Annotated in this window: 15 protein-coding genes; 5 read left to right on the top strand and 10 right to left on the bottom strand. The window is 60.9% G+C overall.

The window, feature by feature from the left end; genetic code table 11:
- The first annotated feature begins 55 nt into the window (after window positions 1-55).
- Genes AC22G6_RS15180 through rsgA form a run of 3 tightly spaced genes read left to right on the top strand, consistent with a single transcriptional unit; the run spans window position 56 to window position 2,584 of the window.
- Window positions 56-1,300, top strand: a complete 1,245-nt coding sequence (locus tag AC22G6_RS15180; protein WP_487367446.1) for a M48 family metallopeptidase — start codon at window positions 56-58, stop codon at window positions 1,298-1,300.
- Between the two features lie 40 nt (window positions 1,301-1,340).
- Window positions 1,341-1,658, top strand: a complete 318-nt coding sequence (locus AC22G6_RS15175) for a cytochrome c (RefSeq protein ID WP_487367445.1) — start codon at window positions 1,341-1,343, stop codon at window positions 1,656-1,658.
- Between the two features lie 2 nt (window positions 1,659-1,660).
- A complete protein-coding gene (gene rsgA / locus AC22G6_RS15170) occupies window positions 1,661-2,584 on the top strand; it encodes a ribosome small subunit-dependent GTPase A (protein WP_487367476.1) in 924 nt (307 codons plus the stop codon).
- 62 nt (window positions 2,585-2,646) lie between these two features.
- Here the strand turns inward: rsgA and AC22G6_RS15165 are convergent, their stop codons facing one another.
- The 6 genes from AC22G6_RS15165 to AC22G6_RS15140 form a co-directional block, all read right to left on the bottom strand.
- Window positions 2,647-3,591: an alpha-E domain-containing protein gene (locus AC22G6_RS15165; RefSeq protein WP_108948864.1), complete on the bottom strand. Its 945-nt coding sequence runs from the start codon at window positions 3,589-3,591 to the stop codon at window positions 2,647-2,649.
- A gap of 25 nt (window positions 3,592-3,616) precedes the next feature.
- Window positions 3,617-5,035, bottom strand: coding sequence for a circularly permuted type 2 ATP-grasp protein (locus AC22G6_RS15160; protein ID WP_487367444.1), 1,419 nt, complete (start codon window positions 5,033-5,035; stop codon window positions 3,617-3,619).
- Window positions 5,036-5,285: 250 nt separating this feature from the next.
- Entirely contained in the window at window positions 5,286-6,467 is a 1,182-nt protein-coding gene (locus tag AC22G6_RS15155; RefSeq protein WP_108948866.1) for an acetyl-CoA C-acyltransferase family protein, read from the bottom strand.
- A 20-nt stretch (window positions 6,468-6,487) separates the two neighbouring features.
- Entirely contained in the window at window positions 6,488-7,414 is a 927-nt protein-coding gene (locus AC22G6_RS15150) for a CobD/CbiB family protein (protein ID WP_487367443.1), read from the bottom strand.
- Window positions 7,415-7,584: 170 nt separating this feature from the next.
- Window positions 7,585-8,112 carry a CoA pyrophosphatase gene (locus AC22G6_RS15145; RefSeq protein ID WP_487367475.1) on the bottom strand — a complete coding sequence of 176 codons (528 nt, stop codon included), beginning with the start codon at window positions 8,110-8,112 and terminating at the stop codon, window positions 7,585-7,587.
- A 141-nt stretch (window positions 8,113-8,253) separates the two neighbouring features.
- Window positions 8,254-8,907 (bottom strand): retropepsin-like aspartic protease family protein, encoded by a 654-nt coding sequence (locus tag AC22G6_RS15140; protein ID WP_487367442.1) that lies wholly within the window; start codon window positions 8,905-8,907, stop codon window positions 8,254-8,256.
- 279 nt (window positions 8,908-9,186) lie between these two features.
- Between AC22G6_RS15140 and AC22G6_RS15135 the strand changes: the two genes are divergently transcribed.
- Both AC22G6_RS15135 and AC22G6_RS15130 read left to right on the top strand, forming a co-directional pair.
- Window positions 9,187-10,212 (top strand): hypothetical protein, encoded by a 1,026-nt coding sequence (locus AC22G6_RS15135; protein WP_487367441.1) that lies wholly within the window; start codon window positions 9,187-9,189, stop codon window positions 10,210-10,212.
- Window positions 10,213-10,357: 145 nt separating this feature from the next.
- Window positions 10,358-11,407: a 2Fe-2S iron-sulfur cluster-binding protein gene (locus tag AC22G6_RS15130; protein ID WP_487367440.1), complete on the top strand. Its 1,050-nt coding sequence runs from the start codon at window positions 10,358-10,360 to the stop codon at window positions 11,405-11,407.
- A 77-nt stretch (window positions 11,408-11,484) separates the two neighbouring features.
- Here the strand turns inward: AC22G6_RS15130 and AC22G6_RS15125 are convergent, their stop codons facing one another.
- The 4 genes from AC22G6_RS15125 to AC22G6_RS15110 are packed head-to-tail and all read right to left on the bottom strand — an operon-like array spanning window position 11,485 to window position 13,829.
- A complete protein-coding gene (locus AC22G6_RS15125; protein ID WP_487367439.1) occupies window positions 11,485-11,970 on the bottom strand; it encodes a YajQ family cyclic di-GMP-binding protein in 486 nt (161 codons plus the stop codon).
- A gap of 21 nt (window positions 11,971-11,991) precedes the next feature.
- Window positions 11,992-12,315, bottom strand: coding sequence for a pyrimidine/purine nucleoside phosphorylase (gene ppnP, locus AC22G6_RS15120; RefSeq protein ID WP_108948873.1), 324 nt, complete (start codon window positions 12,313-12,315; stop codon window positions 11,992-11,994).
- Between the two features lie 14 nt (window positions 12,316-12,329).
- A complete protein-coding gene (locus tag AC22G6_RS15115) occupies window positions 12,330-12,560 on the bottom strand; it encodes a DUF2788 domain-containing protein (RefSeq protein ID WP_108948874.1) in 231 nt (76 codons plus the stop codon).
- A gap of 39 nt (window positions 12,561-12,599) precedes the next feature.
- Complete coding sequence (locus tag AC22G6_RS15110) at window positions 12,600-13,829, bottom strand: argininosuccinate synthase (RefSeq protein ID WP_108976069.1); 1,230 nt, start codon at window positions 13,827-13,829, stop codon at window positions 12,600-12,602.
- Window positions 13,830-13,833: the final 4 nt, after the last annotated feature.

Raw genomic sequence — 13,833 nt, 5'->3', positions numbered from 1 at the left:
TCCCGGCCGCGATTGTGTCACATAATGGTCCATCACTTCCCGTCGGCTTTCCCGGATGTCCCCACACCTGTTTACCGTACTCTTCCTCATTGCGCTCGGCAGCACGCTCCTCGTCAAGACGGGCCTCATGCTGCGCCAGATCCGGCACGTGCGCGCTCACCGCAATGCTGTGCCAGGTGCGTTTGCCGACAGCATCGGGCTTGAGGCACACCAGCGGGCTGCGGACTACACCGCCGAGCGGGTGCGACTCAGCCTGGTCGAGCTCGCAGTCTCGGCGGTTTTCGTACTCGCACTCACCATCGGCAGCGGCCTGCAGCTCATCAGCACCCTCTGTGCAGGACTGTTCGATGTAGGCTCCATCGCCCATGGTGTCGCGCTGCTGGCCATGCTCGGCGTAATCAGCGGGGTGATCGATCTGCCTTTCTCCCTGTACCGTACCTTCGTCCTGGAAAAGCGCTACAACTTCAATCGCATGACCCCCGCCCTGTTCGTCTCCGACAGCCTCAAGCAGGCGGCGCTGGCAGCGGTGATCGGCCTTCCGCTCCTCACCGGCGTGCTGTGGCTGATGGCCGCAATGGGCGCAGCGTGGTGGGTCTGGGTGTGGGCCGTCTGGCTCGGCTTCAACCTCCTCGTCCTGCTGATCTGGCCGACCTTCATTGCGCCGCTGTTCAACCGTTTCAGCCCGCTCGCCGACGAGCAGCTCAAGCACCGCGTCGAATCGCTGCTCGATCGCTGCGGCTTCCGCTCCAAGGGGCTTTTCGTGATGGACGGCTCGCGCCGCTCCGCGCACGGCAACGCCTACTTCACCGGCTTTGGGGCTTCAAAGCGCATCGTGTTCTTCGACACCCTGCTCGACAAGCTCACGCCCCAGGAGGTCGAGGCCGTGCTTGCACATGAACTCGGCCATTTTCACCACAAGCACATCGTCAAGCGCCTGCTGGTGCTCGCCCCGGCCAGCCTCGCGCTGTTTGCGCTGCTTGGATGGCTGCTCTCGCAACCCGCCTTCTTCAACGGCCTCGGCGTGACTCAGACCGGCACCGCAGCCGGGCTCGCCCTGTTCTTCCTCGCGCTGCCCTGGTTCACCTTTGCCCTGACGCCGCTGATGAGTCAGTGGTCACGCCGCCATGAATTTGAAGCAGACCGCTACGCAGCCAGCCATACTCAGGCAAACGACCTGGTCAGCGCGCTGGTAAAGCTCTACCGCGACAATGCTTCGACACTCACGCCAGACCCGGTGTACTCCGGCTTCTTCGACTCACACCCGCCGGCTGCAGTGCGTATTGCACGGCTTCAGGGCTGACACACCCGGAGCCGTGACGGAGAACAACAAGGAGGATGACATGAAAAAACATCTGCTGATCGCGCTTGGCTCCACGCTGATGTTCAGCCTTCCAGCTGCCGCAGATCCGTTTGCGGAAGCCGACATCAAGCTGGGCGGCGAGATGCACGGCAAACTGTGCGTCGCCTGTCACGAACAGAAGTACGGCGGCAAGGACGGCTCGGACATCTATGTCCGGGTTGATCGCCGCGTCAATTCGCCCAGCGCCCTGAGCCAGCAACTCACGGCGTGCACGACCATGCTCAATCTTGATTTGTTTCCGGAAGACGAAATGCACATTGCCGGCTATCTGAACAAAAACTACTACAAGTTCAAGTGAATATTCGCAACGCAGGCAGCCGCAAGCGCGCCCAGGCAGAAACAAGCACCGGCACCGTTGTCGCCGCCTTTGGCCGTCACTACGAAGTGGACACCGCGGATGGGCGCCTGCGCTGCTATCCGCGGGGCAAACGAAGCAGCTTTGCCTGCGGCGATGAAGTCGACATCGCCGCCGCCGGCGACGCGCAGGGCGTCATTGAGCACCTGCACCCACGGCGCAACCTGCTGTGGCGCTCGGATGCCTTTCGGGAAAAACTGATCGCGTCCAACCTGAGCCACATCGGCATCGTCGTCGCCACCGAGCCGGGCTTTTCGGACCTGCTGATATCACGCTGCATCGCGGCAGCGGAAAGCCAGGACATCACCGCAGTGATCGTGCTCAACAAGGCCGATCTGACGGATCGACTGGAGACAGCACGCAATCAGCTCGCCCCGTTTTCCGCACTCGGCTACGAGGTGCTCGAGGTTTCGGCGCTGGATGGCGCGGCATCGCTGAAGGCCAGCCTGTCCGGGCACCGCAGCATTCTTGTCGGACAGTCCGGCATGGGCAAATCGACGCTTACCAACGCGCTGATACCCGAGGCCGAGGCCGCCACGCGCGAGATCTCCACCGCACTCGACACCGGCAAACACACCACGACCTTTGCGCGCCTCTATCCGCTCGGCGAAGGCTGGCTGATCGACAGTCCGGGCCTGCAGGCTTTCGGACTTGCCCACATGACAACGGATGAACTGGTCGAGAGCTTCATCGAGTTTCGACCGCACCTTGGCAAGTGCCGCTTCCGCGACTGCAGGCACGAGGCCGAACCGGACTGTGCACTCCTCGGCGCACTCGCGGCGGGACAGATTCACCCCCGCCGCTTCGAGCACTACCGCATCATTCGCAGCGAAATCGCCGCCGCGAAACAGGCCAATCCGGGCTGGTAAATGAAACGGGAGGCAATCAAGGGCCTCCCGTCTGTGTTCAGCAAGCAGACCTGGCGACCGCGTCAGGACACCGGCACCAGGAAGTCGTCCGCAATCCGGTTGCCCAGCGACTGCACGCGATCGAGCAGACGCATGGTGTAGCTATGCAGCCCGCCACGAACGATGTCATCGATCTTGCCAAAACGCAGTTGCGACTCCAGTTCGCCAGCCTGACGCTCGGTCTCCGCCGACTGGGCGTTGCTGACACCCTGAAGGTTGGCATAGACCTCCTTCATGCAGCGCGCCAGCGAACGCGGCATGTCGGCACGCAGCAAAAGCAGCTCGGCCACACGCGCCGGCGTGATCAGATCGCGATACACCTTGCGATAGACCTCGAAGGCCGACACCGAGCGCAGCAAGGCGCTCCACTGATAGTAGTCGGCAGCCCCGCCCTCCGACTCGCCCGCAGGCAGCAGGATCTGGTACTTCACGTCGAGAATCCGCGCGGTATTGTCGGCACGCTCGAGGAAGGTGCCGATGCGGATGAAGCGCAGCGACTCATCCTGCAGCATGGTGCCGATGGTGACGCCACGCGACAGGTGAGAGCGGTACTTCACCCATTCGAAAAACTCGCCGGGGCCGACATCGAGAAACTCTTCGCGGGTGAAGTCGCGCATCTTCAGCCAGGTGGCGTTGGTAGTCTCCCACAGCTCCGAGGTCAGCGTTCCGCGGACAGCATGCCCGTTCTCGCGCGCAGCCAGCAGGCAGCTGCGAATGCTCGAGTGGTTGGTGGGCTCGAAGATCATGAAATCGAGCACATTGTCGGGTGTTATCTCGGAGTGGCGCTCGTGAAAGGCCGCCTCGAGCCCCATGATCCGCAGGGTTGCGCCCCAGGCCTGGTCCTCCTGGACCTGCGACTGCGGCATCATCGACATGCGGTAATTCACGTCCAGCATCCGTGCAATATTCTCTGCCCGCTCCATGTAGCGGGCCATCCAGTACAGGTGATCTGCAGTACGGCTCAGCATTGTCTGTTCTCCATCAAGCCATTCATCACGCTTCAAGCACCCAGGTGTCCTTGGTTCCGCCACCTTGCGACGAGTTCACGACCAGCGAACCTTCGCGCAGCGCGACCCGGGTCAGACCGCCGGGAACCAGCTGGATCTCCTCACCGGACAGGACGAAGGGACGCAAGTCGATATGGCGCGGCGCAATCCCCGACTCAACAAAGGTCGGGCAGTTCGACAGTGCAAGGGTGGGCTGGGCAATGTAGCGCTCGGGGTGGGCCACCAGCACCTTGCGGAAAGCCTCGATTTCATCCTTGGAGGCCGCCGGCCCCACGAGCATTCCGTAACCGCCCGAGCCGTGCACCTCTTTCACCACCAGCTCCGAAAGGTGATCGAGCACATAGGCCAGATCTTCCTTCTTGCGGCACATCGAAGTCGGGACGTTGTGCAGGATGGGCTCCTCACCGAGGTAGAAGCGGATCATCTCGGGCACATACGGATAGATTGACTTGTCATCGGCCACGCCGCCGCCGATGGCATTGGTGACGGTGACCCCGCCCGCCTGGTAGGCACCCAGCAGTCCCGGCACACCGAGCACGGAGTCGGGCCTGAAGGCGGTCGGATCGATGAAGTCGTCATCCACCCTGCGGTAGATCACATCCACGCGCTGCGGGCCTTGCGTGGTGCGCATGAAGACATGATCGTCCTTGACGAACATGTCCTGCCCCTCGACCAACTCCACCCCCATCTGCTGTGCCAGAAACGCATGCTCGAAATACGCGCTGTTGTACGCCCCCGGCGTCATGACAACCACCGTCGGGTCGGTCACCCCGGTCGGCGCCACGCTGCGCAGCATGTTGAGCAGCATGTCAGGATAGCGATCGACCGGCGCCACCTTGTAATGCGAGAACAGACGTGGGAAGAGCCGCATCATCATCTTGCGGTTCTCGAGCATGTAGGACACGCCCGAAGGCACCCGAAGGTTGTCCTCGAGTACGTAGTACTCGCCCGCGCCGGCACGCACGAGGTCGACCCCGGCGATATGTGCGTAAATTTCACGCGCGACATCCACCCCCTGCATGACCTTGCGGTACTGCGCGTTGTTCAGCACCTGCTCGGGCGGAATGTGCCCCGCCTTCAGGATATTCTGGTCGTGGTAGATGTCGCCGATGAACATGTTCAGCGCCTTCACCCGCTGCCTGAGACCTGCAGCGAGGATGGTCCATTCCTCTGCGGGAATGATGCGCGGAATGATGTCGAACGGAATCAGGCGCTCGGTGCCTGCATTCTCCCCATACACCGCAAAGGTGATTCCGTACCGGTGAAACAGTGCATCCGCTTCAGCCCGCTTCTGGGACAAGCGCTCCGCGGGCATCTCGGACAGCCAGTTGGCATAAGAGGCATAGTGCGGACGAACCCGCCCCGCCTCATCGGTCATCTCGTTGTAGAAATTCTTGATGGTCATGACACGAAGCCTGCCTTTCTCGTTGTGATTCCGGACGAGTAGATAGGAGCGAAAAACGTGCCAGCATAAAAGCAGGCGCTAACCCATCAGACGGTAGCTTTGGATCAGTTTACGCACCATGTAAGTGCATACCCGAGGCATTGCACCAAAATGTGGTGCATCGCGCCTCCAGCGGGTGGGCGTGCACGAATCCGGCGCATAAAAAAACCCCGCCGAAGCGGGGTTTTTGCAAGGCAGGAAATCCTGACGATCAGATGCGTTCCCAGATCGTGGTGATGCCCTGACCGCCACCGATACACATGGTGGCCATGCCGTAGCGGCCATTCACACGGATCAGTTCATGCAGCAGCTTGGTGATGATCACGCCACCGGTTGCACCAACCGGGTGCCCCAGTGCGATGGCGCCACCGTTGGGGTTGACCTTGGACGTATCGAGTTCCAGACCCTTGTTCACCGCGATCGACTGGGCAGCAAAAGCTTCGTTGGATTCGATGACATCCATCTTGTCCAGCGACAGGCCAGCGCGCTGCAGCGCAATCTTGGAGGCAGGGATCGGACCTTCACCCATGAGTTCGTTCGGCACGCCGGCAATGGCGTAGGACACCAGGCGAGCGATCGGCTTGTGTCCAGCAGCGGCAGCCTTGGCAGCCTCAGCCAGCACCAGGAAGGAGGCGGCATCGTTGATACCCGACGCGTTACCTGCGGTGACCGAACCGTCTTTCTTGAACGCCGGCTTCATCTTGCCCAGCGCTTCCATGGTGGTTGCACGCGGATGCTCGTCGGTATCAAACACGACCGTACCCTTACGGGTTTCGAACGTGATCGGCACGATCTGGCTCTTGAAACGGCCTTCAGCAATTGCAGCGGCAGCACGATTCTGCGACTCCAGCGCGAATGCGTCCTGATCTTCGCGGCTGATGTCCCACTTGCTGGCCAGATTCTCGGCCGTGATACCCATGTGACCAACGCCGAACGGGTCGGTCAGCACAGCGACCATGGCGTCGATCGCCTTGGTGTCACCCATGCGGGCGCCGCTGCGCAGCGCAGGCATCAGGTATGCCCCGCGGGACATCACTTCCACGCCGCCGCCGATGGCGAAATCGGCGTCGCCCAGCAGAATGGCCTGAGCGGAGTTAACAACTGCCTGTTGGGCCGAGCCGCACAGACGGTTAACCGCGAACGCAACGGATTCCTTGCTCATGCCACCCTGGATCGACGCGAGACGGGCAACATAGGCGTAGCGGGAATCAGTCGGGATGCAGTGACCGACCGCAGCAAACGATACTGCCGCAGGATCGACACCAGCGCGTGCGATTGCTTCCTTGACCACCAGTCCACCCAGTTCGCCCGGCTCGATGTCCTTGAGCGAGCCATTAAAGCCACCCACTGCGGAACGAACGGCACTCAGCACTACGACTTCACGATTAGCCATCAATACACCCTCCTCGAAAATTAACCGCCAACCCAGCCCGCAAGACCCAGCAGGGCAAGCATTACCAGACACACGACCAGTGCTCGCCAGACGAGCCCGACCGTGCTTTGCATGTAATCGGCGTCGGCTTCGTCTCCCAGCCCCATTTCAGGCCGCTCGACGATCTCTCCCGAAATATGTATGGGCATGCCAAGACGCACACCCAATGCACCGGCGCCGCTTGCAATCAGTATAGCCGAGCACTTGTCCGGCCACAGCATTGCCTGCGTGCGCCAGCAGAAAACCGCATCCTCGAAATCCCCCGCCACCGAAAATGACGCAGCGGTAAGACGTGCGGGCATCCAGTCAATCACGGCGAACGCCTGACGCGCGAAACGACCGAAGCTGCCGAACTCGTTGTCGGTGCGAGCGCCCCATTCGTCGTCGAAAAAACGCGCAAGACGGTACATCAGCGCTCCACTCGCCCCCGGGAGCAGCACGAACCAGAACGCCACGCCGAACACGCTGCGGTGAGAAGCGATCAGCGCCTGTTCAATCGCAAGCCTGGCCACCTCGCTGGAACTCGCCTCCTGGTACTGGCCACCACGCCATTCCGACAACAGTGCGCGCGCGCGATCGATTTCGCCCATGCGCAACGCAAGATGGATGTCGGTAAAGAAATGACTTTCCTGCCTGAAGCCCATGGTGAAGTAGAGCACCACGATGTTGAACAGGAAGGCCAGCAGCGGATGCATGTGCCACAACGCGAAGAAGGCGATTGCGCACGCCACCGTCGCCAGCACCACCACCAGCACCCAGGCAATGCGCCCATTGCGGGCCTGCCCGTCGTTGAAACGCACAACCAGCGCCCCCGCAAGCTTGCGCAACGGCCCGACGACGAGTTGCTGCACGGAAAGCGGTCGAACCTGCTCGATCAGCAGGGCAATGATGAGCGAAAGAAGCGTCATGCGAATTCGGTAAAAGGGGAAAAGTCGTCGTGAATAATGGTTTGCACCCAAGATACCACAAACACCGTGACTTCTTCGCACGCGCGCGGCCACGAAAACCGGTAAACCGCGAAACCATCGACCGCGACGGGTGACCGCGCAAGACTCAGTTCAGGGCGATTCCGCCAGGCTCAGGACCGTACCGGATCCACCTCGGTCAGCACTCGATAGAGCGACATCAACATACCGGCGGTCGCACCCCATATGTAGTAATCGCCATACGGCATCGCGTGGAAGTGCCGCGTGCGCCCCTCAATCTCGAGGCTGTGGCGCAAATGATTTCCCGGATCGAGGAAATGCGACAGCGGCACCTCGAACGCTTCCGCGACTTCAAAGGTATCGAGCGTCAGCTCGAACGGCGGATGAACAAGGCCGACCACCGGCGTGACGCGAAAGCCGGTACCGGTAAAGTAGTCAGGCAGGGCGCCAATGAGTTCCACCCGATCGGCACCCAGCCCGATTTCCTCCTGCGTCTCTCGCAGCGCCGTGGCGACCGGCGACGCATCCCCTTTCTCCACCCGCCCGCCGGGAAAGCTGATCTGCCCCGGATGATGATGCAGATGATCTGTGCGGCGTGTCAGCAGGACTGACGCAGCATTGTCTCTCAGCACCAGCGGCACCAGCACTGCAGCAGGCATGTGCGCATCACCCCCAGCCATTTCGGGCCAGTCGGAACCCGCGGGCAGATCCCGCGCAGCTTTCAACCGCTGCTTCAACGCTTCAGAACAAACATCCCGCACCTGTGACTCCTTGATTCCATCCACCCGCCCTGTCGTCGCTCCGCGACAATCACAGACTCATCAATAGCGCTTGCGCAGTACAAGCCTGCTTCCCTCGCGCGTCATCTCCATCCGGCTGAGAAAACTCATCCCAAGCAAGGCAAGCGGGAGATCGTTCTCAAGCACTGAAGCCTCAACATCGTTCAGCACCAGCGTGCCAACCCTGACCGAATCCAGTCTGACCCTCCACACCTTTCTCAACCCCGCTGCAGTCTGGGTTGCACCCACCTCTGCCTTGGACAGGTCGATACCGAGACGACGCGCATCCGACCGGCCGATGGAGACGACCGAGGCCCCCGTATCCACGAGAAAACGGATCGCACCATTGTTGACATGTCCATTGACAAAAAAATGCCCCTGACTGTCACCCTCAAGGTAGACATCTGAATTGCCCTCCGCTGCAGCGCGCCTGACGACGCGCTCACCCAGCCGCACGCTTTCCCGTCGGCCATCAACAACGATCCGGGCAGTGTCGCCGTCGATTGCGACGAGTTGCACCCCCTCCGGCGTGCGCTGCCCAACGGACAAGGTTCGAGGGGGACCACCGTCTACCACCAGCACCGCCTTGTTGGCGAAGATTCCGGCAACGGCCACATCTGCGGCGGAAGCACATATCGGAAGCACTGCACTCAGGCTGACGATGAATCTGCTCGACCAGCGAATGGTCATTGACATGGGGTGACTCCAGCGATGCTGAAACGGTCTCTGGTTATTACATACTTGGCGTTGTTCGTCGAGTCAGAAGCACACTGGTTTCGACCATGATGAGCGCCCGGGCACGGATTCCCGACGTCCATCGCCACCTCGACACAGCTAAGACTCAAACATTATTGACCGACCGGTCGATCAATTTCGCAGTCTTTTGATCCAGGTCAAACTCTGCCGGATCAAGCTGCCTCATCTTTCACTTCGCGCAGCACACGCTGCCACCAAGACCAAGATGAGGAGACAGGCATGGCACATAACGAGAAGCTGGCGATGACGATGGAGTTTCCGCCGGCAACCGAGCAACCGAACATCTACCCGCTGTCGTGGAACGCGCAGACCGCCAAGATGGAAGAGGTCTGGGATGCGGCACAGCGCGAGAACTGGGACCCCAAGAAGCTGCCGTGGGACACGCTCGATGTCGAGTCCTACACCTGGGAAGAGCGCGAGTCGATCGCTTACTGGTGGACCCTGCTGTCGGTGTTCGATGCCTCTGCCCCCCCGGTGTTTGCAGAAGCCTTCATCAAGACCTATGAAGTGCACGAGGAAGACCCGGTGCGGCGCTGCTTCTTCTCGGTCACCCGCGACGAACAGAACCACGAGCAGATGTGCGGCCTCGCGATTACCCGCTTTCTCGGCCATCCCGATCCGATCACCTACGATCCAAAAACCGAACTCGGCAAGCGCCTGCAGAAGAACGCGAAGTGGCTGTACTACAACGGCGGCCGCTACTGGACGGGCTACAAGAAGGCCGTGCCCAAGTATTCGCTGGCAGTGCTGTTCTCATCCTTCCTGATGGGCGAGATCGCCGCGGCGACGATCTTCAAGCAGATGCATGACAACTCGCGAGAACTGGTGTTCAAGGAGGCGTTCCGCAACATCGGCCGTGATGAAGGCCGCCACATGGCGATCTGCATGGCGCTGATGGAGCGCGACTACCCGAAGCTTCCGCCCGAGGACAAGGCACTGGTCACCAAACAGATCCGCGCTGGCTACCTCTTCCTGTCCGCAGTGCTGTTCGAGCCGCCGATGGAGTTCTGGGACCTGCCCGCCGAGTTCATCGACAACCAGCGTGAGGCCGAGGAGGTCGCCCGCGGCGCCGGTTTTGGCGTACCGAGCTACGAGGCCAAGAAGGAAAACTGGAAGGCTGCGATGCTCAACCTCAAGGGTGTGCTCGATCGGTACGAGATTCCTTTCCCGGCAATCCCTGAAGTCGGCATTTCCGGCCAGGAGATCTCCGACATCGACATGAACGACATCATTCCGGTGTTCTGATCAGGGCAGGCCTGCCCTGCCCCGCGCCGACGGACCTGCCCCCGTGGATGCAGGTCCGTCCGGCTGACAACGCCAGCCAGCGCAGTATCCAACAACAGCGACGACGAAACAGACGCCGTCCGCACCGACCTCAGCGAGACAAGCGATGCAGAAGATCAAACTCCACCCCTCCGGTCGTGAAGTGGACTGCCAGGGCGGTGACACCGTCCTGGCTGCCCTCGAGCGTGCCGGCTATGCGCTGCCGAACAACTGCCGCGCCGGCGCCTGCGGCGAATGCAAGGTCAAGGTAATCTCAGGGCAGTTCGACCAGGGCATGGTGCTGGACATGGCGCTATCGCAGGAGGAGCGCAAGCAAGGCTACGGCCTGATGTGCATGGCCAAGCCGCTGTCGCCAGAACTGGTGATCGAATGGGGCACCGAGGACGCGAAACCCAAACTCTTCCCGCCGCGGGAAGATCAGCGCTTCGTGCTCATCGATCGCATCGCACGCACGCCGAGCATTCTTGAGCTCCACCTGCGCCCGGTAGGCCAGGTGATGCGCTACTGGCCGGGCCAGTACGTCACCCTTGGCGATGAACGGGCCGGGGCGCCGCTGCGATGCTATTCGATCGCCAATGCGCCGCGCACCGATGGCGAAATCGTGTTGCAGATCACACGGGTAGACGACGGCAAGACCAGTCGCTGGGCCCACGACAACGTCAGGCTCGGTGACGTGGTGAAGCTCTCCGGCCCTTACGGCACCTTCATCGGCGACCTCTCGGTAGACTCGCCGGTGCTGTGTCTGGCCTCGGGTTCGGGGCTTGCACCGATTCTCGCGCTTGCCGAAGCCGCATTGCGGCGCGGTTACCGCAAGCCGGTCACGCTGATGTTCTCGGCGCGCACCGAGGCAGACCTGTACGACACCGGCCTGATGCAGTTCTGGGAAACGAAACACAGAAATTTCAGCTACAAGCCGAGCCTGACCCGGGAGAAACGCGACGGACGTCTGCACGGGCGACTGCCTGAACTGCTGCCGCAGGCCTTCAAGGACCTTTCGGCGCACAGCGTGTTCGTGGCGGGAAACCCTGAATTCGTGACCGCTTGTGTGGCAGCAGCGAAGGCACTAGGGGCCCGTGAAGAGATGATCCACACCGAAGGCTACTTCGCCCAGGCACAACCGGAAACGGCACCTGCGAGCCAACTGGTAGGCACCTAATACACATGAAAACACCGGATCGTTTCGACGCGCTCGACGCCGCAACGATCCGGTGACAGACGACTTGAAACGGCGAATCAGTCGCGGAAGTTGCCGTACTGGAGCGGGAAGTCGGTAATCGTCTTCTTGACCAGCGCGATCGCCTCTTGCAGCACATCACGCTTGGCACCCGACACACGAACCTCTTCGCCCTGTATCGCGGCCTGAACCTTGAGCTTGTTGTCCTTGAGCAGCTTGACGATCTTCTTCGCCATTTCCTGCTCGACACCAACCTTGACCTTCACTTCCTGCTTGACCTTGTTACCGGACACCTTCTGCAGGTCGCCATACTCAAGGCAGCGCACATCGACCTTCTTGGAGGTCATCTCGGGCAACAGGATGTCCTTCATCTGGCTGATCTGAAAGTCGCTGTCGCCGTAGAGAGTCAGCAACTTGTCGCTCTGCTCGACGCGGGCATCCGTGCCCTTGAAGTCGTAACGGTTGGTGATCTTGCGATTGGCGACCTCGACTGCGTTCTTCAGCGCGACGAGATCGACTTCGGACATGATGTCAAAAGAAGGCATGGCGCTCCCCTGCGTGCTTGTTCAGCCGTAGTGGCAGATGTAGTGGAAGGGCTCGCCCGCCACTTCGATGTCAAAGCTCGAGTTGGCAGGCACGTTGAAGGACTCGCCCGCAGCGTAGGTCTTCCATTCGGTCTCGCCCTTCATGCGCACACGTGCGCTGCCGCTCACGCCTTCCATGACTTCCGGAGCAGCGGTATTGAACGTCAGCGCAGCCGGCAGGATGACGCCAACGGATTTACCCGTGCCGTCTGCAAAGCGCACGCCATGGCTGATGCACTTGCCGTCGAAATAGACGCTGGCCTTGGTAGAGACGGCCACGCCGTCGAGTGTTTCGGTAATGCTCATGAAAAAGTGCTTTCCTATTCGATACCCATGAACTTCTGGATCAGCGCCTTTGCCACGAAGCCGATGAATCCCAGCCCAAGGGCCAGAAACATCCACACCGTGCCATATTTGCCGGCCTTCGACTCGCGGGCGAGATTGCCGATGATGAACAACATGTAAATGATCAGCGCAGAAAAACAGACGGTGAGCGAGATCTTCTCGAACTCTGCAATCGTCAGGCCAAAAATCAGTACTTCGTTGTCCATCACCGGTGTTCCAAGTATTTCCGCCAGGGGCGCGAACGATCAGCCGCGTTTTGCCTTGGCATTTGCCGCAATCCGCAGACGCAGCGAATTGAGACGGATGAAGCCTTGTGCGTCCTTCTGGTCGTAGGCGCCGCGGTCGTCTTCAAAGGTTGCAATCGTCGGATCGAACAGCGAGTCGGACTTCGAGTCGCGCCCGGTCACGATCACATTGCCCTTGTAGAGCTTGATCCGCACCCAGCCGTTGACCGTCTGCTGGGTGTTGTCGATCAGCGCCTGCAGCGCAAGGCGCTCGGGGCTCCACCAGTAGCCGTTGTAGATGATGCTGGCGTAGCGCGGCATGAGGTCGTCCTTGAGGTGGGCAACTTCACGGTCGAGCGTGATCGATTCAATGGCGCGGTGAGCCTTGAGCAGGATGGTGCCGCCCGGGGTTTCGTAGCAGCCACGGCTCTTCATGCCAACGTAGCGGTTTTCGACCAGGTCGAGACGGCCCACGCCATGCTTGCCACCGAGCTCGTTGAGCTTGGCGAGCACTTCATGCGCCTTCAGACGGGTTCCGTTGATGGCGACCACGTCACCCTTCTCGAACTCGAGATCGACGTACTCGGCTGCATCCGGTGCGGCTTCGGGCGACACCGTCCACCGCCACATGTCCTCTTCGGCTTCTGCAGCCGGGTTCTCGAGGTGACGACCTTCGAAGGAGATGTGCAGCAGGTTGGCGTCCATCGAGTAGGGCGAGCCGCCCTGCTTGTGCTTCATCTCGATGGGAATGCCGGCCTTCTCCGCGTAGGCGAGCAGCTTCTCGCGCGACAGCAGGTCCCACTCGCGCCACGGTGCGATCACCTTCACGCCGGGCATCAGTGCGTAGTAACCAAGTTCAAAACGGACCTGGTCGTTACCCTTGCCGGTTGCACCGTGAGAGACCGCATCCGCGCCGGTGGCACGTGCAATCTCGATCTGGCGCTTGGCGATCAGCGGGCGTGCGATAGAGGTACCGAGCAGGTACTCGCCTTCGTACACGGTGTTGCAGCGGAACATCGGGAAGACGAAGTCGCGCACAAACTCTTCGCGCAGATCGTCAATGAAGATGTTCTCGGGCTTGATGCCGAACTTGAGCGCCTTCTGGCGCGCCGGCTCGAGTTCTTCGCCCTGACCGAGGTCGGCAGTAAACGTCACCACCTCGCAGTTATAGGTGTCCTGCAGCCACTTCAGGATTACCGAGGTATCCAGTCCGCCGGAATAGGCGAGCACCGCTTTCTTTACATCGCTCATCATC

It is taken from the genome of Parazoarcus sp. PS-13 R2A (genome assembly GCF_057621855.1).
Note: the sequence above shows the minus strand (reverse complement) of the source record. Positions and strands in the feature narration are given on the sequence as shown.